This window comes from Nocardia nepalensis (assembly GCF_048910785.1).
In the GTDB taxonomy this organism is placed as follows: Bacteria; Actinomycetota; Actinomycetes; order Mycobacteriales; family Mycobacteriaceae; genus Nocardia; species Nocardia nepalensis.
In genome coordinates, this window is record NZ_JBKBET010000037.1 from 534,275 (window position 1) to 555,506 (window position 21,232).

Annotated in this window: 24 protein-coding genes; 12 read left to right on the plus strand and 12 right to left on the minus strand. The window is 65.5% G+C overall.

The genetic code is table 11. From position 1 onward, the window contains the following. Nucleotides 1-73 precede the first annotated feature (73 nt). Complete coding sequence (locus ACHQ4I_RS33940) at nt 74-163, minus strand: Ms4533A family Cys-rich leader peptide (protein WP_309546086.1); 90 nt, start codon at nt 161-163, stop codon at nt 74-76. 106 nt (nt 164-269) lie between these two features. Between ACHQ4I_RS33940 and ACHQ4I_RS33945 the strand changes: the two genes are divergently transcribed. Beyond that, nucleotides 270-1,331: a M48 family metallopeptidase gene (locus ACHQ4I_RS33945; RefSeq protein WP_420775971.1), complete on the plus strand. Its 1,062-nt coding sequence runs from the start codon at nt 270-272 to the stop codon at nt 1,329-1,331. 326 nt (nt 1,332-1,657) lie between these two features. Here the strand turns inward: ACHQ4I_RS33945 and ACHQ4I_RS33950 are convergent, their stop codons facing one another. From ACHQ4I_RS33950 to ACHQ4I_RS33965, 4 genes are all read right to left on the minus strand, one after another. Then, nucleotides 1,658-2,539 carry an SDR family oxidoreductase gene (locus ACHQ4I_RS33950; protein ID WP_420775972.1) on the minus strand — a complete coding sequence of 294 codons (882 nt, stop codon included), beginning with the start codon at nt 2,537-2,539 and terminating at the stop codon, nt 1,658-1,660. Nucleotides 2,540-2,616: 77 nt separating this feature from the next. Beyond that, nucleotides 2,617-3,084, minus strand: a complete 468-nt coding sequence (locus ACHQ4I_RS33955) for an NUDIX hydrolase (RefSeq protein WP_420775973.1) — start codon at nt 3,082-3,084, stop codon at nt 2,617-2,619. A gap of 35 nt (nt 3,085-3,119) precedes the next feature. Next, the gene (locus ACHQ4I_RS33960; protein WP_420775974.1) at nt 3,120-3,380 is read right to left on the minus strand and encodes an SH2 domain-containing protein; all 261 of its coding nucleotides are present in this window, start codon (nt 3,378-3,380) and stop codon (nt 3,120-3,122) included. Further along, nucleotides 3,377-4,120 carry a TauD/TfdA family dioxygenase gene (locus ACHQ4I_RS33965; protein WP_420775975.1) on the minus strand — a complete coding sequence of 248 codons (744 nt, stop codon included), beginning with the start codon at nt 4,118-4,120 and terminating at the stop codon, nt 3,377-3,379. Before ACHQ4I_RS33965 ends, ACHQ4I_RS33960 begins: the two co-directional genes overlap by 4 nt. A 99-nt stretch (nt 4,121-4,219) precedes the next feature. Here ACHQ4I_RS33965 and ACHQ4I_RS33970 point away from each other — a divergent pair, with 99 nt between their 5' ends. Next, nucleotides 4,220-4,645, plus strand: a complete 426-nt coding sequence (locus ACHQ4I_RS33970; protein ID WP_420775976.1) for an NUDIX hydrolase — start codon at nt 4,220-4,222, stop codon at nt 4,643-4,645. A gap of 59 nt (nt 4,646-4,704) precedes the next feature. Then, complete coding sequence (locus ACHQ4I_RS33975; RefSeq protein WP_420776081.1) at nt 4,705-5,913, plus strand: helix-turn-helix domain-containing protein; 1,209 nt, start codon at nt 4,705-4,707, stop codon at nt 5,911-5,913. Nucleotides 5,914-6,052: 139 nt separating this feature from the next. Here ACHQ4I_RS33975 and ACHQ4I_RS33980 read toward each other — a convergent pair whose 3' ends face one another. Together ACHQ4I_RS33980 and ACHQ4I_RS33985 are read right to left on the minus strand one after the other, a co-directional pair. Continuing rightward, a complete protein-coding gene (locus tag ACHQ4I_RS33980; RefSeq protein WP_420775977.1) occupies nt 6,053-6,268 on the minus strand; it encodes a DUF397 domain-containing protein in 216 nt (71 codons plus the stop codon). Further along, the gene (locus tag ACHQ4I_RS33985; RefSeq protein WP_420775978.1) at nt 6,265-7,140 is read right to left on the minus strand and encodes a helix-turn-helix domain-containing protein; all 876 of its coding nucleotides are present in this window, start codon (nt 7,138-7,140) and stop codon (nt 6,265-6,267) included. Before ACHQ4I_RS33985 ends, ACHQ4I_RS33980 begins: the two co-directional genes overlap by 4 nt. A gap of 258 nt (nt 7,141-7,398) precedes the next feature. Between ACHQ4I_RS33985 and ACHQ4I_RS33990 the strand changes: the two genes are divergently transcribed. From ACHQ4I_RS33990 to ACHQ4I_RS34005, 4 genes are read left to right on the plus strand one after another with little or no spacing between them, the layout of a single operon-like run. Next, nucleotides 7,399-7,773, plus strand: a complete 375-nt coding sequence (locus ACHQ4I_RS33990; RefSeq protein WP_420775979.1) for a hypothetical protein — start codon at nt 7,399-7,401, stop codon at nt 7,771-7,773. Then, a complete protein-coding gene (locus ACHQ4I_RS33995; RefSeq protein ID WP_420775980.1) occupies nt 7,773-8,114 on the plus strand; it encodes a hypothetical protein in 342 nt (113 codons plus the stop codon). The genes ACHQ4I_RS33990 and ACHQ4I_RS33995 overlap by 1 nt, the downstream gene beginning before the upstream one ends. A gap of 12 nt (nt 8,115-8,126) precedes the next feature. Then, nucleotides 8,127-8,381 carry a hypothetical protein gene (locus ACHQ4I_RS34000; RefSeq protein WP_420775981.1) on the plus strand — a complete coding sequence of 85 codons (255 nt, stop codon included), beginning with the start codon at nt 8,127-8,129 and terminating at the stop codon, nt 8,379-8,381. 37 nt (nt 8,382-8,418) lie between these two features. Then, complete coding sequence (locus ACHQ4I_RS34005) at nt 8,419-8,712, plus strand: hypothetical protein (protein ID WP_420775982.1); 294 nt, start codon at nt 8,419-8,421, stop codon at nt 8,710-8,712. Nucleotides 8,713-8,982: 270 nt separating this feature from the next. Here the strand turns inward: ACHQ4I_RS34005 and ACHQ4I_RS34010 are convergent, their stop codons facing one another. Further along, nucleotides 8,983-9,270, minus strand: a complete 288-nt coding sequence (locus tag ACHQ4I_RS34010; protein ID WP_420775983.1) for a hypothetical protein — start codon at nt 9,268-9,270, stop codon at nt 8,983-8,985. A 318-nt stretch (nt 9,271-9,588) separates the two neighbouring features. On the opposite strand from ACHQ4I_RS34010, the gene ACHQ4I_RS34015 reads away from it, so the two are divergent. Next, the gene (locus ACHQ4I_RS34015; RefSeq protein ID WP_420775984.1) at nt 9,589-11,577 is read left to right on the plus strand and encodes a glycoside hydrolase family 15 protein; all 1,989 of its coding nucleotides are present in this window, start codon (nt 9,589-9,591) and stop codon (nt 11,575-11,577) included. 80 nt (nt 11,578-11,657) lie between these two features. Here ACHQ4I_RS34015 and ACHQ4I_RS34020 read toward each other — a convergent pair whose 3' ends face one another. From ACHQ4I_RS34020 to ACHQ4I_RS34035, 4 genes are all read right to left on the minus strand, one after another. Then, nucleotides 11,658-13,457, minus strand: a complete 1,800-nt coding sequence (locus ACHQ4I_RS34020; RefSeq protein WP_420775985.1) for a P-loop NTPase family protein — start codon at nt 13,455-13,457, stop codon at nt 11,658-11,660. A gap of 85 nt (nt 13,458-13,542) precedes the next feature. Continuing rightward, the gene (locus ACHQ4I_RS34025; protein ID WP_420775986.1) at nt 13,543-15,813 is read right to left on the minus strand and encodes a hypothetical protein; all 2,271 of its coding nucleotides are present in this window, start codon (nt 15,811-15,813) and stop codon (nt 13,543-13,545) included. A gap of 408 nt (nt 15,814-16,221) precedes the next feature. Continuing rightward, nucleotides 16,222-18,108: a translation elongation factor 4 gene (gene lepA, locus ACHQ4I_RS34030; protein ID WP_420775987.1), complete on the minus strand. Its 1,887-nt coding sequence runs from the start codon at nt 18,106-18,108 to the stop codon at nt 16,222-16,224. 62 nt (nt 18,109-18,170) lie between these two features. Beyond that, nucleotides 18,171-18,824, minus strand: coding sequence for a DUF6304 family protein (locus ACHQ4I_RS34035; RefSeq protein WP_420775988.1), 654 nt, complete (start codon nt 18,822-18,824; stop codon nt 18,171-18,173). A 150-nt stretch (nt 18,825-18,974) separates the two neighbouring features. Here ACHQ4I_RS34035 and ACHQ4I_RS34040 point away from each other — a divergent pair, with 150 nt between their 5' ends. The 4 genes from ACHQ4I_RS34040 to ACHQ4I_RS34055 all read left to right on the plus strand — a co-directional run bounded on the left by ACHQ4I_RS34040 (nt 18,975) and on the right by ACHQ4I_RS34055 (nt 21,215). Further along, nucleotides 18,975-19,715, plus strand: coding sequence for an EthD domain-containing protein (locus tag ACHQ4I_RS34040; RefSeq protein WP_420775989.1), 741 nt, complete (start codon nt 18,975-18,977; stop codon nt 19,713-19,715). An 85-nt stretch (nt 19,716-19,800) separates the two neighbouring features. Beyond that, nucleotides 19,801-20,163 carry an LLM class oxidoreductase gene (locus tag ACHQ4I_RS34045; RefSeq protein ID WP_420775990.1) on the plus strand — a complete coding sequence of 121 codons (363 nt, stop codon included), beginning with the start codon at nt 19,801-19,803 and terminating at the stop codon, nt 20,161-20,163. Between the two features lie 47 nt (nt 20,164-20,210). Next, on the plus strand, nt 20,211-20,789 hold the full coding sequence (locus ACHQ4I_RS34050) for a type II toxin-antitoxin system PemK/MazF family toxin (protein ID WP_420775991.1): 579 nt from the start codon (nt 20,211-20,213) through the stop codon (nt 20,787-20,789). 18 nt (nt 20,790-20,807) lie between these two features. Further along, the gene (locus ACHQ4I_RS34055; protein ID WP_420775992.1) at nt 20,808-21,215 is read left to right on the plus strand and encodes a DUF5360 family protein; all 408 of its coding nucleotides are present in this window, start codon (nt 20,808-20,810) and stop codon (nt 21,213-21,215) included. The last annotated feature ends 17 nt before the right edge of the window (nt 21,216-21,232 follow it).

The window sequence follows — 21,232 nt, forward strand, 5'->3', positions numbered from 1 at the left end:
TTCGGACACTGCTGCGAAAAATTTGCGCGCCAGTTTAGAGAACAGATGGGTGCACAGCAGTGCCCGGCGCCGATCAGCGACAGAGAATGTCCGCGACCGCGAGATTGCCGACAGCGATCAACGCCAATTCATGGCGGACCTGCGGGACGGCACTCGAAGACACGGGCAGACTGTAGCAGAGGAAACGCCACCAGTTCGAATCAACGCTAGCTATCCGCTTGCAGGCGGTAAAAACCGACAAAGTTCCAGGAAGAGGGGGGTTTCATCCCATGACTACCAGCCCGGACCGCGTACGTACCCGGTTCCCGGATATCAGCACTCGCGCGTGGGAGCATCCCGCCGACCGCACCGCACTGGTGACATTGCGCTCACTCGCCGGGTTCGACACCATTTTGCGTACCCTGTCCGGTTTGCTGCAGGAGCGCCAGCATCGGCTGCTCTACCTCGCCACGGCGGTACGGGTGGACGAACGCCAGTTCCGTTCGCTACACCAGTTGCGTCAGGACTGTGTGGAGATCCTGGACGCGCGCACCACACCCGAGATGTTCGTGCTGCAGAGTCCGCACGTGAACGCCTTCACCATCGGCATGGACCAGCCGTTCATCGTGCTGACGACCGGGCTGATCGATCTGATGGACACCGAGGAACTGCGCTTCATCGTCGGCCACGAACTCGGGCACGCGCTGTCCGGGCACGCGGTATACCGCACCATGCTCATGCATCTGCTGCGCATCTCGGCCAATCTGGGCTGGATGCCGGTGGGCGGCTGGGCTTTACGCGCGATCGTGGCCGCGCTGATGGAGTGGAGCCGCAAGTCCGAACTCTCCGGCGACCGCGCCGGGCTGCTGTGCGGCCAGGATGTGGACGCTTCGGTGCGGGTGCATATGAAGACCGCGGGCGGCACCTGGATCAAGGAGATGAACCACGGCGCGTTCCTGCAGCAGGCCGATGACTACGAGCGATCCGGCGATCTGCGCGACGGCGTGCTGAAGCTGCTCAATCTGGAGCTGCAGAGCCATCCGTTCTCGGTGCTGCGGGCCGCCGAACTGCGCCGCTGGATCCAGTCCGGCGACTACAACCGCATGCTCGGCGGCGACTATCCGCGTCGCGAACACGATAAGAGCACCAAGATCAGCGACGAGATCAAGGAAGCCGCGCGCACCTACCGGCAGAACTTCGACCAGTCCGAGGACCCGCTGATCCGCACCGTGCGCAATCTGGGGCGCGACGTCGGATCCGCGGTGAGCACGGTAGGCCACGAAGTCGGCGAAACTGTTTCCAAGATCGGCAAGCGCTTCGGATTCGGCGGCGACAAGGACGCCTCCACCTAGATCCGCGCGCCCTTTCTCTAGTGCCGCTTGCAGATAGCTTCTGCTGCACCGAGCCTTGGGTCCGAGGAGGGTCCGTCGAGCGTAGTCGAATGGTGGTCGCACGAACCTGCACATCACTACGCTCGGCGAGCTGCTGGACGCTCGCGCGCTCGGCGAATGGCGTCTGCGGCGGCAGCAGCCAGCACAGCATGCAGGCGGGGATATTTCGGACCGGGGTCTCGAATGTGTCTGGCGAACGGGTTCGGCCCGTTAGCCGTTCCACGGACGCCAGACGGATCGAGCGCCGCTGGCGAGTGCGAGGCCGCGGCTCGGCTATGAGACAGGCCCTAATCCTCGCCGAGTGCCTGGGTCCGGGCGCTGAACGAACGACCGAGTCTGGTCACCTCGGCGTCGATCTCCGGCAGCACGGTCGGGGTGGTTTCGGCGCTCGCGCGCTCGGCGAGCGGCGTCTGCAGCAGCGGCCTCAGCCAGCGCAGTACGCCGACCCAGGCTGGCACATTGATCCGCCTGGCACGCCGGGCGATTCCCCGCTCGAACCTGGCCGCGCACTCCTGCACCGAGGTCGTCTTACGGATCGGGGGCGGCAGCGCGGCGAGCGCTCGGGTGGCCGCGGGCAGGTCGGCGAAACTTTCCCGCACGAGCGGGGTGTCGATCCACGACATGTGCGCGGACCCGACATCGACGCCGTGGTGCGCGACCTCGAGCCGCAACGCGTTCGCGAACTGCTCGACCCCGGCCTTGGAAGCGTCGTAGGCCACCATCCCCGGCATCGCCATATAGGCCGCAAGCGAGGAGACGATCAGCACGTACCCGCGCCGCTCGATGACCGACGGCAGGGCGGCGCGGACGGTGTGGAAACAGCCGACGAGGTTGACCTCGATCACCCGCCGGAAGGCGGCGGGGTCCACCATCAGAACCGACCCGTAGCTGGCGATGCCCGCATTGGCCATGACGATGTCGATGCCGCCGAACCTCTCGATCCCCCGCGCGACCGCCGCCTCCATCGCGGCGAAGTCGCGCACGTCGGCAGAGACCGCAACGACATGCTCATCGCCGCCGAGTTCCGCCGCGAGCTCCCGCAATGGGGGCTCGTCGACATCGATGAGCACCAGGTGCGCGCCCCGCGCACGCAACCGCCGGGCAACCTCAGCGCCGATACCGCGCGCGCCGCCGGTAATGAGTACGACCTTGCCGGTGAAGGCGGTCATGGTCCTAAAGCCTAAACCGCAGGTGTTCCGGTGTCACCACTCTTGGAACACGGTTCAGTCCACATTCCGCTCATCGACTATCCGAGGTAGGGATAGTTTCCCGACAGGTAGTCCCCGATCTGCTGGCGCATGCTCGGGTGAATGTCGTAGTTATCCAGATCCCTCGGATGCACGAACGTCACGCCGTCCGCTTCCTCATTGATAGTGGGCTTTCCGCCGACCGGACTCCCGATATAGCAGTTCTCGTACTGCTGGCGAATCTCACCGTCGGTGTAGGCGACGATGTGATTCGGATTGCTGTACACGCCAAGGAAACCCGTGACCTCGGCCAGAATTCCGGTCTCCTCCCGGCACTCCCGGATAGCGCACTCGGCCGCTGTCTCGCCCATATCCATAGCCCCGCCCGGCAACGCCCACTGCCCAGTATCGCGACGGCGCTGAAGCAGAATCGCGCCGGACTCGTCGGCGACAAGCAGATTGCATGCCACCACAAGCGAATTCGGCTTGGGCGCCTTCGGGTCGTAGTAGTACTCGATCCTTCCCATGATCTGCCTTTCGTCAGGGGGCCCAGGGCTGCGCGTCAGTCCAGATCGCGTCGAAGCTTTCGGTGTAGTCGTCGAACCAGTCGGCCCTCATTCTCGAGCACCCGCAGCGCTGCCTCCTTCTGCCTGCACTGCACCGATGCGCTGTGCAGGTGGATCTGTAACAGCCGGTGTGCCTGCTCGACGGTGAGCGGCCCAGGATCGAAACCGCAATGGTCGTAGTGCGGGTAGTCGTTCGGCTCGTCCGAGCCGTTCTCGAAGCGGATCGGTACACGTACAGTCGCGTAGTCCACGTTCACGAAGCCACCCCTACAATGTTGGGTGCCTTGAAACCCGAGGGAATAGCGAACTCGGAATGCGGCTCCAGACCCAGCCGGTACATGATCCGGTCGCCTGTGAAGGCGGTCCGGCCGTGCATCCACCAATGATTGTGCAGGACGTAGCCTTGGCCCGGCTCCAAAACGAATTGCATTGCGTGACGGTCGATTGCGTCATTCAGAGCCGGTAGCCAACGCGTGATCTCGGGCGAGTACTTCACGAGACCGTCGCGTCGGTACCGAACTCGTATCCGGCCGCCCTGGGCCTGCTCGAAGATCGATGCCAGGTATCCCGCCGCACCGCCGAAAAGGGCTGTGCGAGGCTGTGATAGGGCGGTCACCGCTTCCGGCGCGTTCATCGTCAGATCGACATACACGGAGCACCCGTCGATTGCGATGCACTCGCCTCCGGTGACGCTCCTGCGCCCGCACAGCACCAGCAGTAGCGCGGGTGGTTCCGGCACCCCCGATCGGTCGGTGTGTGGCGGCAGAGCGCCCGTACCGAACCCCTCGAATCCGAGTCGACGCGCGAGCCCTGCCCGATTCTCGAGCGTCGTCACCCCGTCGTCGTCACTGTCCCGGTGCGGGACAATTCGCCCGAGCGAGGCCGCCAGCGTGACCAACTGTGCTCGTGTGCGAATCCGGTCAAACCTGGCGAACCCATCAGCAGCGAGCCCAGCCGCCACCCCTGCCGCCCAATCCTGCTGTAAGTCAACGAACATGCCTCAAACCGTGGCCCAGGCCCGATTGCTGTGTCCACTGACAGACTGTCAATGCCGAGCAGCCACCGATACAGCTCGGCCGGTGCTAGCGTCGCGGTCATGACCTCCGGATACGTACCGCACATGTACTCGATTTCGATCAAGGGTGTCGTCGTTCGTAACGGGCGAGCGCTGCTGTTGAAGAACGAGCGCGAAGAGTGGGAATTGCCCGGCGGCAGAATCGAACCCGACGAAACTCCGGTGGAGTGCGTAGCCCGTGAAATCACCGAGGAGACGCAGTGGCCGGTAACGACCGGGCCAATTCTCGACTCATGGATCTACTACATCAACGAAGTCGAACGGCACGTCTTCATCGTGACCTACGGTTGCTACCCGGACACCGACGCTGAGCCGGTGCTGTCGCACGAACACAAAGAGGTCGGCCTGTTCGCTGAAGACGAGATTGCCGGGCTGAACATGCCGGACGGATACAAGCGTTCGATCATGACTTGGTTCGCCCAGCTGAGGGCAGCAGAAAACGTCTAGGGGATGCTGTGGCCGGTAGCAGGTGCCAGGCGTGCGGGGTAACGATCAGCCGTTATGCGGTGACCCCTGTATGCCCCACCTGCGCCGCCACCACCGCCACCGGCCGGTCCGACGTCCGGGCTTCACCGATCGCGTCCGCAATCTGGCTGTGGGCCGCGCCAGAGGCAGCAACGGCCGTAGCCACCAGAGACCTACCGACAATTCTCCGCGCCTATCGACGCATCAACGCACTGAGCCAATTAGCGCTTGCCGAACTTCTCGGATACGACAACTCATACGTGTCGATGCTCGAAACCGGTAGGCGCGCAATCAGTGACATAGCTACCCGAAGGCACATTGCCGCCCGTCTTGGCATCCCTCCGCACGTTCTCGGAATAACCGGCGCCGACGACGCGGAGTATCGAGCAATGCTCCAGTTCGGAGATTCGACAGTTCGGCTCGCTGAGATCGCCCGGCAGGCCGGGCGCGCAGTCGAGGCCGTCAACGAACTCTGGCCGCTGGTGGCTCGACTCGAAGCGCGGGCATCTGAGGGACACATGGAACGAGACAGTCTGGCGTTACTGGCGCAAGCGCGTGTCGCACTTGGTGTTTCGCTCGGCACCGTGCTGCCCGAAGAACGGTTGTCATCCGCTGCTCATTGGACCAGGCAGGCAGTCAAAATTGCTGCGCACCTTGAAGATTCACAGTTCTACGCCCTCACTCTCCGAATGCACGGAAATGAACTGCGTAAGGCCGGGCACCCCGGTGCAGCCGTCGCGCGTTTGGAACAGTCGTTGGAGCTGTCCCATGATCCAGCCGACCGTGGCGGGTCGCTCGCGTTCCTCTGCCGCGCCGTGGGAGAACTGGGAGATGCCGCCGAGTTCGATGCGGCTTTGGCCGTCTACAGCGATCTACTCAACAGCAATCCCGGTAGCGGTCTTCTGTTCCAGCCGTTCACGCTGCGAGAGATTCAGCTCCGTGGGCTGCTGAGTACCGGGCGGCCGTCCGAGGCGGGGAGAATGGTGCACGATCAGGTAGGGACGCCAGCGGCACCACAGTGGCACATCATCGAGCGCATAACTACCGGAGAAGTCCTCGTAGCCATCAACGAACCGGCCACAGCCGAGGACGCATTCACGACTGCGATAGACGCCGCCGAACGCCTGCGGTTGCCACACCAGATTCAGCGCACTGTCCGCGCCACAGAGAAGGCGGGAATGGATGAGTTGGCCACCGAGGGACGGTCCGCGCTGGAGCGCATTCGATCTATGTTGACCGCTCGCTCCTGACCTTCGGCCGCCGCGAAAGAGATCCGTGCCAGCGGCGCGTACTGGCCCCGACCCGGACAGGTAGAGAATGAAATGGTGATGGCCCCAGTCTATTACGTGTCCGACTGAGGCCGTTGCCCGTAGTCAGCAGAGCAAACCGTTATGCGGTGGGCCGGGTGAACTCGCCGTCTTTCATGCCTGCCGTGAAGGCATCCCACTCACCGGGAGTGAACACCAGTGCTGGGCCATTGGGGTTCTTCGAGTCTCGGACGCCGACATGCCCGGCTTGCAGCCAGGCCACCTCGACGCATTCATTCTGGCCGCTGCCGCTGTGCGATGACTTGAACCACTGCGCGCTGGAGAGGTCGATAGTCACTGCTCGTATCTCCTGGCTAGCTTCCTGATTCGATCCCGAGACGCTTGCTGATTCAGCGCAGCGTGCTGGACGGCTTCGTGGAGTGCGCGAATGCGCTTCACATCTTCGTCGCCCTCGAAGAACATCGTACCCACCGCGGCTTCGCAGTAGACCACGGACGGCTCGTTGTCCGGGAAGTCGAGAAGGATGTGAGGCGGCATCAAGAACCCAGTCGGGAGACCAGCAGCGAACGGTAGGACTCGGACTGTCACGTTGTCGCGGGTGCTCAGGTCGGCCACGTGGCGCAGCTGCGCACTCATGATCTGGCCCGACCCGACAAGAGAATGGAGCGCGCTCTCCTGTATCAGGAATTCCGCGCGAACCGCCAGGTGTTGCCGGGTGAGTATCCTCGCCCGCTGCATTCGGAGATCCACCCGCGTATCGATCACCTCTGCCGGGTCATCCGGCGCGCTGAGCCGCTGCAGAGTTCGGGCATAGTCGGCGGTCTGCAACAGACCGGGTATGACGATCGGCTGATAGAACCATAATTCCGACGCGAACGACTCCAGCTCGAGATAGGTGTTGAACACCGGTAAGATCAGGGGTTGGAAGCTCTGATACCACATCTTGGTACTGGCTTCGCTCGCAAGCGCTTTCAGGTATTCGATCCGCGCTTCCGGTAAGCAATAGTACCGGCCGAGGTAATCGACTTCCATATCGCGGACCCTCGCGTACTGCCCCAACTCGATTCGGCTCAGGGTAGCGCGGCTGATCCTGGTCACCGCCGCTACCTGGTCGAGCGTCAAACCTCGCGCCTGGCGCGCATCTCGTAATGCTCGCCCCAACTGACGACGCGGCAGTGTCGTGCTGCTGAGGTCAGCCTTGCTCGGCATTCTTGTGCCCCCTGCTTTCTCAACCGATACCCCTAATGTTTCTCAGTCGGAGAGCCAGGCTAGATGACTCTCAAGAATCATGCTGGGAGTTTGCGCCTCTTCTCTGAACACCCCACGCAGACACTCCACGCCGCGACCGACACGCGCCACCATATGGCCACAGCCGAGCAACGCGGAAGCCCTGAACAGCCCGAACTCGGGTTCTGGCAGGCGACGCCGTGCTGTGAGGTTCTACCCACGACCAAAGGCGTCAAGACTATGACGAACAAGCAAGCGACAGAAGCAATTACAGGATCAGACGGCATTCGGCCGAAGGCGGTCGGCTTCGTGCGCGGCGAGGTGTCGGGACTGAACGCACCCCGGCACGCTGTCGCGATCCAACGCCATGCTCGCGCCCTTGGCTATCAGTGCATCTATACCGTGCGTCCCCCACAGGACGACCCCGATCCGATCGGCTACGCGCTCGGCATCGCGGCGGGACTGGATGTGGTAGCGATCGTGGTCTTCGACTTGGCGCAGGTCGACAACCAACCGGCGCGGGTCTGCGAGGACTTCGACCTCGAAACCGTATGCACCGCAACGACATGGGCGCGGACCGCGCGCCCGGTCTCCGTCGAGACAGGGGCAGCGTGATGTCCACGGAGGAGACGATCGTGACGCCGCCCGGGGTGTGCGGGTACGCCGATGTCGAGTTGGCGCATGAGCAGATGCGCGTCCATCGCGCCTGCCGCCTCGGGCGGTGTGTGTGGAAAGCGGCGGCGTATTACACGCTGGTCGATGCGGGTCGACTCGCGCCGCAGTCGCTGACTCCGCGCGAGCGGGCCGCCGCACGGGGGATCCAGTTCCCGCCCTTGGACAGTGAGCCATTCGCAGGCGGCGGGCCGACGTATCGAACCCTGCGCGAGGTGCTCGACGGGCTCTCGGACCTGGCGTCACCGGTTCCCGCTGCGGGCTCGAATGTCGACCACGGGTAGCGGCGGAGTCGGATGAGCGAGCGTCGCACGGAGGTCGACGGCTGGCAGGCGACCTGGCGGCTCGATCACCATCGCATTCGAATGATGCTGGTACGCAATACATCCGAATCGCTACCGCTGATGTCGGTCACCACTGCGGACGCGGCACCGGACCTGGCGCAGATGCGTGAGCAGTTCCCGAAACTGTCGCGGTTGTGGGACGCGGTACGACACGAGTACTGGGCGGAATGCCTTGCACCCCAGGAGCATTCACAAGGCACGATATGAACGAAGGGCGAGTGGTGCGCGATTCGGGGTGGGTCCGGTGAACGAAATCGAGCTTGCCCGACTGGCCGACGGTCTGCGGAACCTGCCGGAACGAACCCCGGAACCCGTCGAAGAACCCAGTGCTTGGCTGCAACACGACGACGGCACCTGGAGCCCCGTCTACTCGGACGGCCGGACCGGCACCCCGTTCTCGTACGCCCAAATGATCGCGTTCAGGGGCGAGGACATCGGGACCTTGCTCACGGTGCTGGTCGAGGCCGGGTTGGTAACCGACGTCCAACCGACCACCCTCGACGTATTCGAACCGAAAGCGACCGAACCAACCGAATGAACAGACACCTCACTCTGGAAGACATCAACGATTTGCGGCAGGAATGCGCGACGGGTTCGCGGATGTGAAGACAACGCTGGCCGAGCACGGCAGCCTGCTACGGGAAATTCTCGATAGGCTGCCCCGCAAATAGACCCAATACAGCGTTCTCGTTCGGACAATCCTTGTCGGGACATATCGCTGACGCACGACGTCAGCGAGTCAACAACCACGCGATGACGATGAGGACGAGCAGAGCGACCAGGGCGAGCTGAACACGGGAACGTGGCATCAACGCGCCCCGCTCTGCGCGGTCTCGCGCACCGCGACCGGCGGCCCGACGAGTTCTGGGATCAGGGCGGGTTCTGCGGGCACGACATCCTCAGGTGTCAGGGCCGTCACAGCTTCGCTGTTGCGGCCGAGCAGTTGCAGGGAGATCCGCAGTACGCGGTCGAGCACGTAGGCAATGGCGAAGCTGACCGGGACCATACCGACCAGCACCACGACGAACTGCGGGATGAACGGCAATCCCGCGACCCACAGCTCGAAGCCGTCCCACCATCCTGCGATGCTATGCACGCCCCCAGCCTAGCTCTGTTCAATTGCGACGCCTCCGCCGCTGCGTGTTCGCGGCCCACACGGTCTTGCGGGCGACCCGCCAACAGTCACCACCGACGCCGTCGAGCCTCGCGCCTACGGCGCATGCGCTTCGACGACTCGGCTGAGCCAATGACCGCGCCTTCGCGCGGACGCCAGACGGCCCGCGAACGTCGCTCGCAACACTCGCTCCGTGGTGGCTGGGTTCGTGATGGCGGGTTTCCCGATGGTCAGGCCTCATGGCCGGTCGGGATTCAGCGCGACGGTGGACGAGATGCTCGTACGGACCGAAGATGAGGTATGGCGTCTTCCGATGATCTGACCGTCGACGAACCTGCCGACCTGCCCACACTCAGTGAGCTGAAGGAGGTGCGCCAACACGCCACCTATCCGCCGATCGACGATTACGCGTTCCTGTCCGACTGTGAGACCACCTGTCTGATCGCCAGCAATGGCTCGGTCGAGTGGATGTGCGTGCCCCGGCCCGATTCGCCCAGCGTCTTCGGCGCGATGCTCGACCGCAGCGCCGGGCACTTCCGGATCGGACCGTATGGGGTCAATGTGCCCGCGGCGCGCCGGTATCTGCCCGGCGGCATGATCCTGGAAACCACCTGGCAGACCGAAACGGGCTGGCTGATCGTGCGCGACGCGCTGGTGCTCGGCCCATGGCACAACAACGATCAGCGCAGCAAGACCCATCGCCGCACGCCGATGGACTGGGATGCCGAGCACGTCCTGTTGCGCACGGTGAAGTGTGTGAACGGCACGGTCGAGCTGGAGATGAGCTGCGAACCCGCCTTCGACTACCACAGTGCTCCGACCCGCTGGGAGTACACCGGAAAGGTCTACGAAGAGGCGACCGCGTACCGCACCGCCGACCCCAGCGCGGGCCCGACCCTGGTGCTGACCACCGATCTGCGGTTGGGTCTCGAAGGCCGGGAGGCGCGCGCCAGGACCAGGATGAGGGAGGGCGACGAGGTGTTCGTCGCCCTGACCTGGTCGGAGCTGCCGCCACCGCGCACCTTCGAGGATGCGGCCCATAAGATGTGGCAGACCACCGAATGCTGGCGGCAGTGGATCACCCTCGGCGACTTCCCGGATCATCCGTGGCGCAACTACTTACAGCGCAGCGCGCTGACCCTGAAGGGGCTCACCTACGCGCCGACCGGTGCGCTGATGGCCGCCGCCACCACCTCGCTGCCGGAAACCCCTGGCGGCCAACGCAACTGGGACTACCGCTACACCTGGGTGCGCGATGCCAGCTTCGCGCTGTGGGGCCTGTACACCCTCGGCCTGGACCGCGAGGCCAACGACTTCTTCGCCTTCCTGCGAGACGCCACCACCGGCGACAACGGCGAACCCGTTCCGCTGCAAGTGCTCTACGGCATCGGCGGCGAACGCGATATCACCGAGTCCACGCTCGACAACCTGACCGGATACGACGGCGCAAAGCCGGTGCGCATCGGCAACGCCGCCTACAACCAGGACCAGCACGATATCTGGGGCACCATGCTCGACGCGGTGTACTTGCACGTGAAATCCCGCCAACAGGTGCCGGAGTCGCTGTGGCCGCTGCTGGAGCGTCAGGTCGAGGCGACCATCGCGCGCTGGCAGGAGCCCGACCGCGGCATCTGGGAAGTCCGCGGTGAGCCACAGCATTTCACCTCTTCGAAGATCATGTGCTGGGTGGCGCTGGACCGGGGCGCGAAACTGGCCGAACTGCACGGCGAATACGAACGCGCCACCGAGTGGTACACCGTCGCCGATGAGATCAAGGCCGATATCCTCACCCACGGCGTGAACGCCGACGGCGTCTTCACCCAGACCTATGGCGGCGACACCCTGGACGCCTCACTGCTTCTGGTGGTGCTGAACCGCTTCCTGCCGCCCACCGACCACCGGGTGCGCGCCACCGTGCTCTCGATCGCCGACCGGCTCACCGAGAACGGTCTGGTGCTGCGCTACCGGACCGAGACCACCGACGACGGATTGCCCGGCACCGAGGGCACCTTCACCATCTGCTCGTTCTGGCTGGTCTCCGCGCTGGTGGAGATCGGCGAATTGCAGCGGGCCCGGCATCTGTGCGAGCGCCTGCTCGGCTATGCCAGTCCGCTGCGGCTCTACGCCGAGGAGATCGATTCGCGCAGTGGACGTCACCTCGGCAACTTCCCGCAGGCGTTCACCCATCTGGCACTGATCAACGCGGTGACGCATGTGATCAGGGCCGAGCAGTCGCATACCTCCGGCGGGTTCCAACCGGCGCATACACCGGCGATTCACCCGGCCTGACAGCAGAATTACGCGGCCGCGCTGTGTCTTGCCTACGCGGCAGCGCTGTGTCTTGCCTACGCGGCCGCGCTGTGTCTTGCCTACGCGGCAGCGCTGATGCGATCGGCATCGGCGCGCAGCCCGCCCAGCTTGCCGAGCTGGACGTCGAGGTCGGCGATCCGCTCCTCGCGGTGATCGCCGTACTTCCCGTAGGCCACCTCCGCCACCCGCAACCGCTCGTCGGCGGTGCGCAGCACATCGGTGGCGATATCGGTGAAGTGGTCGCGCAGCGTGCGCTGCATGGCGCGCAGCCGATTTCGCGATTCCTTGCCGACCTGGAAGACGACATCGTCCATCAGCCTGGCCACCGAAACCTTGGCCTCGGCCTGGCGGCGCTGCTTGCGCGCCTTGCGGTCGTCCCACAGCGCGTTCGCGCCGAGCAGCAGTGCCGCGGCGGCCGAATACCAGTTCACCAGTGGCATTTTCAGCAGACTGGTGAGCACGCCCACCATCAGCAGACCGCCGTATGAGCCGCGCATGACGGTCAGGAATTGCGCCATCACACCGGCTTTCGCGCTGATCAGGGGATCCAGCGGCGCGACAGGCCCGAGCACTTCACCGGGATTGTCCAGGCGTAGGTCCGGCAGTGGCGGAGTGCGGTGATCGGCGGGGAATTTGGCGGCCACCTGTTCGGATAGTTCCACCGCCCGGTAGTGCGCCATCACGAAATTCTCTTCGACGGCCTCGCAGATGCGCGCGTCCAGATCGGCGCCGAAATCCTTCCAGCGCCGGGCCGGATCGGTCTGGGCGATCTCGGCCTCGGCATCGCGGACCAGACTGCGCAGTCGGTGCCGCAGATCGTGTTCGATATCGGCCATCAGCTCGGTGCTGCCGTCGCCGAGGGTGATCTGCCAGTTGGCCGAGCGCTGCCGTAGTTGATCGGCCTGGTCGCGCGCGGCCACCAGTTGTTCGGTGATCTCGACCCGGCGGCGCGGATCGCGCAGCGCCTCGGCCTCGGTCCGCAGGGTCACGGCCAGATGGTCGGCGACCAGCCGGATGTCATTGGCCGCGGCCTCCAGGACCAGCGTGTCGGCCCTGGCCACCACGTAATCGCGCAGGTGGTCGACGAGTTGGGGCACACCCGATTCGATATCGCGCTGGTAGTTGCCCGCCTGCTGGTGCAGCAGCGCGGAAACCGGGGCGACCGCGAAACCGAGTCCGGCCGCGTCCAGCAGCTCGCGATTGCGCTGCTGGGTGTGCTGCCAGTGCGGGTGCAGGTCGATCTTGTTCAGCGCGCAGATCACCGTTGGGCAGATCTGCTGGATGCGGTCGAGATAGGCGATCTGTTCGGCGGTGAATTCGGTTCCGGCGTCACCGACGTAGAGCACGGCATCCGCGGCGGCGATCATCGACCAGGTGGTGTGGTCCTCGCCATTGGTGCCCGGTGCGTCCATCAGCACGACACCCTCGGCGAGCAGCGGACTCGGCTCGGTGAATTCGGCGCGGATCACCCCGTCCGCGGCCAGCGCCGGACCGGGATCGAGCGGATCGACCGACTGACGTTCGATGCGGCCCGCGCCGAGCGATTTCACCAGCACCGCGGTCGGCTCCGGTCCGTACTCCGCGATCACCGGAACGCTCAGCGCGCTCTCCGTGGCGCTGACCCTCGCTCCGATCAAACCGTTGACCAGCGTGCTCATACCGTTCTTGGCCGCACCGACGACCACCAGGCGCAGCCGCGGGTCACCGACCCTGGCCCGGACCATATTCAGTCGGCCGCCCAAGTCGTCACGGCCCGCGGAGCGGGTCATCTCCTGCAGTTGATCGAGCATTCCGATGACTGGTGCCATGACCTCCGGATGTTTCACCGTGGCGGCCTCCAGCCCGGCTGCGGCAGACAACCCTCCTCCTAACTGTCGTACGGATATCGCCTTCGACGATGACATGCGTCAGCGCGACAGGTGCGCGCGACCCCCATACCGGTTCCTAGATCAGGGTTATGTCCAGACCCGATGCGTCCGGGCCTGCTGCCAGGTGGTGGCCATCGATGGTCGAATCCGGCATCAGCGCGGTGGACAGGCCACCGGCGATCAAGGTCAGCGCCGAGTGGTCGGGTTCGAATACCGGGTGCGCGAAATCGGCCGGGTCGCCGAGTTCGGCGGCGATCGGATGCGGCTTGACGTCGATCGGCGGCTGCATCGGGGTTACCGGTGCCGGCATTGTCGGTGCGGGCGCGTGGGTCTGCGGAGTCGGCACCGGCGCGGGGGAATTCGCGGTCGGGATGTCGATATCCACCGTCGGCGCGGGAGTCGGCGCGGAGTGGGTGGCCGGGGGCACCGATACCGTCGGCTCGTTGGTCGGGATGTCCACTGTCGGCTGGGTGTGCGTGGTCGGGGCCGAGTTGCCCCCGGTCCCGCCGTTGCCGGTGCTGGGGGTAGTCCCGCCATGGCCCGTGGTGGTCCCGCCGTTGCCGGTGCTGGGGAGCGTCACATCGTCGTCGTCCGGGATTGTCGGAGTGGCAGTGTGGCTCGGTGCGTTGGTGCTGGGCGCGTGCGTGGTCGGCGCTTGGGTGACCGGGGTCTTGGTCGTGCCGGTGATGTCCGTGCCGGGGAACGTGGTCGCGCCGGGCGTCTTGGTGCTGCCCGGGTCGGGCACCTTGGTCGGGTGTCCGGTGGTGCTGTCGCCGGGGACGACCGGAACCGGCACCGTCTTGGTGACGGTGGTCGGGGTGTGGGTCGGCGGCGTTGTCGTGGAATGCGAATCGTCGACCAGGACCGGCTTGGCCGGAGCGGGCTTGGGCTCGAAGAGCGCGGGCACCACCGCGGCGGGCGCGGTCAGCGGCGACGGACCTGTCGGCGCCACAAGCACATTGGCAACCGGGGTGCTCGCCACATCCGGCTGGATGGTGGTCTGCAGCGGGGTGGCCGCGACCGGGGCGGCGACCGCGGCGGGCGCGACTACCGGGGCCACCGGCGCGACGGCCGGTGCGACCGGTGCGGGCAGCGGTGCGGCGAACGGCTGGGCGGGCTGCACCGCGACGGGCTGCGCGGCGGCCGAGTACTGGGCGACGGATCCGGCGGGCTGCGTGGTCGCCGCGGTACCCGTGCCGTGGCCCGATGCGCCGGAGTGGTCGAGACCGGAACGTCCGCTCGGGCCGGGGGTGTGGCCGAGCCAGTCGGAGAACCTGTCGATATTGTCACCGACCCGTCCGGCGCCGGTCTCGATCTTCATCGCGCCGTTGACCTCGACCTTGGACTGCGTGGTCAGGTACATCCCGTTCGGGCCGACGCCGAAGTCCACCTCGAGTTCGGTATGCACACTGAAACTCGCCTCCGCGTCGAGGAATACGCCGACGGCATCCGGATTTCCGATGCCGTGGAACATATCCGCGCCGTGGAACGCGTCGGCGCCGTGGAACAGATCGCCACCGCCCCCGGTGGCACCGCTGTGGAACATGTTGCCGCCGTAGAACGGAACGCCACTGCTCGCGTCCGCGGTGCCGTCGTCGGAGTCGTCGACCTCACTCACCGACTCGGCACTCGACGTGTTGGCGGCCGTTCCCGCCACCGGAACACGGGGCAGGACAAAGGGATTCGAGCCGGGTGCGACGAAACCGTTCGGGCCGGGCAGGCCGAAGCCGTGTCCCTCTTGGCCGAGGCCGTGGCCCGGCAGGCCGAAACCGTGGCCGAAGTCGAGTCCGGGCGATCCACCGAAGCCGCCGCCCGCGTGCTCGGTGCCGAAATCGAGGCCCGACTGCGGCGTCTCACCGCGCAGATCGAGTCCGGACCGATCGGTCTCGGTACCGAGGCCGAGTCCGGGCTGGTGGCCATTCCCGTAGGCGCCCTCCTGCCACGGCTGCGGCGTGTGCTGCTGCGGCGGTGTACCGAGGTGCAGACCGGAGTTCGGCACATTCGGGATGGTGAACGGCGCACTGACTCCGACATCGCGCGGTGTCGGCACCTGCGAGTGAATGGGCGCGGGCGGAACCGAATTCGGGTCCGGATCCGGGAATGTCACCACCGGGCTCGGCGCGTCCGCATCGGGATCGCGGGTGTAGGCCGAAATCCAGCTGTCGAGCCGTTGCCCACCGGGATGCGCGGGCGCGGTACCGCCGTTGGCTGCGACCAGGGCGCCGCCGGTGACGTACGCGCCCGCCCTCGCTACCCGCGCGACGCCGGTGGCGACGCGATAGGCGGTATCTCCCGCACGGTCGTCAGCTTCGGTGTCATCGCTGTCGAAGGGCAGGTCACTCGTCATGCAAGCTCCACTCTCAGGTTTTCCAGCATCCTCACCACGCCGGGCAGACCGAGTGAAGATCAACTAACGATATTCCGGAAAACCCAACTGTCACATTCTGCAGGTCCGCAAAGAATACGACTGTGACAAGCAACACAACCTTGCCATCGGAGAAACCAGAACGGAAGCCCTGTTTCCGCGGGCGTCCCGGACCGGATGTCGACGTCGTCAATGGACCTGGTCAGCACGCGTCACGCGGCGGCTCGGAACCGTGCCGACGAGACCAACTCGTCGACGCCGACCCGTACAGCCCGTAGTTCGAGGCGGCTCACAGCGCCAACAAGCCGAACTCCATTCCGGCACGGCCGAACTCATTCCCCGACCACGCGGTGGCACCCCAGTTTTCCGATCGATGCCGAGTGGCAGGCCCTACTTCTGGCCCTTGGGCTTGTCGGAGGCGGCGTCGGAGGAGAGGGCGGCTACGAAGGCTTCCTGGGGGACGTCGACGCGGCCGATCGTCTTCATGCGCTTCTTGCCTTCCTTCTGCTTTTCGAGCAGTTTGCGCTTGCGGCTGATGTCACCGCCGTAGCACTTGGCGAGGACGTCCTTGCGGATGGCGCGGATGTTCTCGCGGGCAATGATTTTCGAGCCGATGGCGGCCTGGATGGGCACCTCGAACTGCTGGCGCGGGATGAGTTCGCGCAGTTTGGTGGTCATCTTGTGGCCGTAGGCCTGGGCGGCGTCGCGGTGCACGATCGCGGAGAACGCGTCCACCGCCTCGCCCTGCAACAGGATGTCCACCTTCACCAGCGCCGATTCCTGCACGCCGGACTCCTCGTAGTCGAGGCTGGCATAACCGCGGGTGCGCGATTTCAGCGAATCGAAGAAGTCGAAGATGATCTCGGCCATCGGCATGGTGTAGCGCAGTTCGACGCGAGTCTCGGACAGGTAGTCCATCCCGCCGAGTTCACCGCGCCGGGCCTGGCACAGCTCCATGATCGAGCCGATGAATTCGCTCGGCGAGATGATGGTGCACTTGACCACCGGCTCGTACACATGCCGGACCTTGCCCTCGGGCCAGTACGACGGATTGGTGACGACGTGTTCGGCGCCGTCCTCCATCTCCACCTTGTAGACCACATTGGGCGCGGTGGAGATCAGGTCCAGATCGAATTCGCGCTGCAGCCGCTCACGGGTGATCTCCATATGCAGCAGACCGAGGAACCCGCACCGGAAGCCGAAGCCCAGCGCCACCGAGGTCTCCGGCTCGTAGGTCAGCGCGGCGTCGTTGAGCTGGAGCTTGTCCAGCGCGTCGCGCAGATCCGGATAGTCCGAGCCGTCGACCGGGTAGAGACCGGAGTACACCATCGGGCGCGGCTCGCGGTAGCCGGTGAGCGGTTCGCTCGCGCCGCCGCGTGCGGAGGTCACGGTGTCACCGACCTTCGACTGGCGCACATCCTTCACGCCGGTGATCAGATAACCGACCTCGCCGACGCCGAGCCCCTGGGTGGGCTTGGGTTCCGGGGAGACGATGCCGACCTCGAGCAGTTCGTGCGTCGCGCCGGTGGACATCATCTTGATCTTCTCGCGCGGAATGATCTTGCCGTCCACCACACGGACATAGGTGACCACGCCGCGGTAGGTGTCGTAGACCGAGTCGAAGATCATGGCGCGCGCGGGGGCGTCCGGATCGCCGACCGGTGCCGGCACCGCCTCGATGACCTTGTTCAGCAGCTCCGGCACGCCGACGCCGGTCTTACCGGAGACCCGCAGCACATCCTCGGGTTCGCAGCCGATGATGTGCGCGATCTCGCCCGCGTAGCGGTCCGGATCCGCGGCCGGGAGATCGATCTTGTTGAGCACCGGGATGATCGTCAGATCCTTGTCCAGCGCCAGGTACAGATTCGCCAGCGTCTGCGCCTCGATGCCCTGCGCCGCGTCGACCAGCAGCACCGCGCCCTCACACGCCTCCAGCGCACGCGACACCTCGTAGGTGAAGTCGACGTGACCAGGGGTATCGATCAGGTGCAGCACATAGTCGGTGCCGTCGACCTGCCAGGGCAGCCGCACGTTCTGGGCCTTGATGGTGATGCCGCGCTCGCGCTCGATATCCATCCGGTCCAGATACTGGGCGCGCATCGCCCGCTCCTCGACCACACCGGTGAGCTGCAGCATGCGGTCGGCCAGCGTCGACTTACCGTGGTCGATGTGCGCGATGATGCAGAAGTTCCGGATCCGGGCGGGATCGGTGAACGTCGTGTCGGCGAAGCTGGCGGGCACTCCACTCCTCATGGGTATCGGCAAACTGCCATCCATCGTCCCATGCGCCAGGTAAAGACACTGTCAGCGGTTCACCGTTCTGCGTTCCGTACCACGTTTCAGCCGCGATAGCCGGTGCCAGGGATGCGGCGCTCGTAGTCGGCGCACAGATAGGTCTCGGGTACCTGCTCGGTCACCGGCACCTCGAAATAGTCGTCCTTGGTGCGGACCGCGAGGTACCGGTCGCTGGCGTCGCGATGACACCACATGCCGGTGAGGCCGTGCCCGTACGGCGAGTAATCGGAGAACAGGCACGTCATACAGGAGATCAGGCGAACGCCTTCCGGAAACTGTTGTCCGAGTCGGAACAGCGCGTCCTCGAAGTACCGGTCGGTGCCGTGATAAGTCTGCCCGTCGACCTCGAGGGCGAGTTCGAGAGACTCACCGACGCCACCGGGCGGCAGTGTCAGCTGGAAGTGGAGCGCACCGGGCCGCCGCTCGCCGTGCACCTCGACCGTGCACGGCAGCTCGCCGGAGAAGACGCAGCCCGAGATGGCATCCCATTCGTCGATGGGCAGTCCGGCCCGAAGCGCGGCGCCCTTGTCATACGGCCCCAGCGCGTCGAAGTCCGGACCCGCCACCGGGACGCCACGAATCACCGTTCGAATATCGAACCGGTTCGGACCCCAGTGCCGCGACGGCCCGATCCGCCAGACGATCTGTTCGCGCCCGTGTTCGTCCGCATAGGTCCCAGGGAACACCTGCGGCTGCACTGTTGGACACCTCTCCACGCCGAATTCCCGACTCTAACCGAGGATTCACATACCAGAGCCGCGAATGCGCGGCGCCACTTCGCCCAACCGGTCGGCGATGATCGGGCGATTCCCTCCCGCCGCCGGGGCCGCCACCGTATTTTCGGCGAGATGGAGAAACTGGTCTTCGTCCTGCGGCACGCTGATGCCGATGCCACCGAGGCTTGGTGCGAATCGCTGCGCACCACCGTGGCCGAGCGTCTCGTCGCACTCGGCGTGGCAGGTGTCACCGTCTATGTTCGTGACGCCGCGGTCCAGGACGCGCTGATGCGCTACGCGACAATGGATCCGCCGATCGCCGCGGTCGTCACGACCTGGGTCGAGCAGAGTTACGGCGCCCAGGCCACGGCTGCCGCGGACCTTCTCGGCGCGAGCGCGGCCGCGGTACACGGCTATCTGGTGACCGAATCGGTACCGCTGCGTCTGGACGACTCGGTCCCGGCTCGAACCGACGGCTTCGGCAACCTGGCATTCCTGCGCAGGCCCGCGGAACTCACACCGGAGGAATGGCTGCGACGGTGGCAGGGGCAGCACACCGCGGTGGCCATCGAGACGCAGTCGACCTTCGGCTATACCCAGAACGTGGTTGTTCGGGCGATCACGCCGGACGCACCCGACATCGACGCCATTGTCGAGGAACAGTTTCCGGCCGCGGCGCTCACCGATCCAATGGCCTGGTACGGCGCGAGCGATATGGCCGAGTTCCAGGATCGGGTCGGGCGAATGATGGCCTCGGTCGCGCGAATCGGCGCCGATCGCGATCTGGATACGGTCTCGGTGAGCAGATATCCGGTGCGGAGCCCGTTTACCACGCCGAATTCGGCTGCGGTACCGCAGAACTCCGGCGTATGAGGTTCACCTACGCGCAGTCGATGACCGATCCAGCGCATTATGTGCCACTGGCGCGAGCCGCCGAGGCCGCCGGATTCACCAGCATGTGCGTCGCCGACAGCATCGCCTATCCGGCGGGCACAGCGATGCGGCGCTGCGGCGGGCCGTGCGGCTCGGCGACGGGTGGATGCACGCGGGCGGCGACGATGCGGAGTTGGCGCGACTGCTCGACCGGATCGATGAATTGCGCGGCGAGCGTGCCGATCCGGGGGCTCCGTTCGAGATCCACGTCGTCTCGCCGCAGGCCTATTCCGTCGACGGGATCGCACGGCTGGCGGAGCGCGGAGTCACCGATGTGATCGTCGGGTTCCGCCCGTCCTACGAGCAAGGACGCGATGTCGAGCCGCTGGCCACCAAGATCGCTCGGCTGGAGCAGTACGCGGAGACCGTCATCGCCAACATGCGGTAGGTATCGGTGCGGATGAGAAGACGAGACCGCGCCGTTACCATCCAAGGATGGCCCGAACTTGGAACACGATCGGCAAGCAGCTAGGCCTCATCGCGAAGGAGCAGGGTCCCAAGATCGTCAAGGAGCAGGCACCGAAGCTGGTCGACAGGTTCCAGCGCTCGTCGTTGCTCGAACGCGCGGTCGGCTCGCTGGCTACCCGCAAGGCGCCCGCGGTGGCGATCCGTCCGGCCGCTTCGACCCCGGTGCCGACGGCCGAGCGGGCCAGGCAGATCGTCTACTGCCCGCAACTGGACGGACGCGCCGATCCCGGCGAGATCGTGTGGACCTGGGTCCCATACGAGGAGGATCCGAATAACGGCAAGGATCGTCCGGTGCTCGTCGTCGGACGCGACCGCAGGACCCTGCTGGGCCTGATGCTGTCGTCGAATCCGCAACGCGCGCACGACCGCAACTGGATCGGAATCGGCAGCGGCAGTTGGGATCACGAAGGCCGACCGAGCTGGGTCCGCCTCGACCGGGTGCTCGACGTACCGGAGGACGGCATCCGCCGCGAAGGCGCGATCGTCGAGCGCAAGACCTTCGACCTCGTCGCGCACCGTCTGTGCGCCGAATACGCTTGGCACTGAACGAGATCGGGTGCTGTCGTGAATCGAGTTCTCGGGCCGACGAAGATCGCCATGCTGGTCACCGATATCGGCTTCCTGCTCTACTGGGCGATCGCCTTCGCGCATGTGATCCCACCCGAATGGGCCTATAAGGACTACACCGATCCGATCCTGACCGATTGGAACAACTCGTTCGTGCTGCTCGATCTGGCGGCCAGCGGCACCGGGTTGGCCAGCCTGTGCCGCGCGCCCGGTTGGCGCACCCTGATGACCGTATCGCTGACCCTGACCAGCGTCGCCGGACTGCAGGCGATCGCATTCTGGACGCTGCGCGCGGATTTCAGCCCGCTCTGGTGGGTACCCAACCTGTTCCTGCTGCTGTTCCCGCTGCCTGCGCTGATCTCCCTGACCTGCGACGCCGGGACCGAAAAGCGTCCGGCGGCATAGGTTCAGCTGGCCGCCGG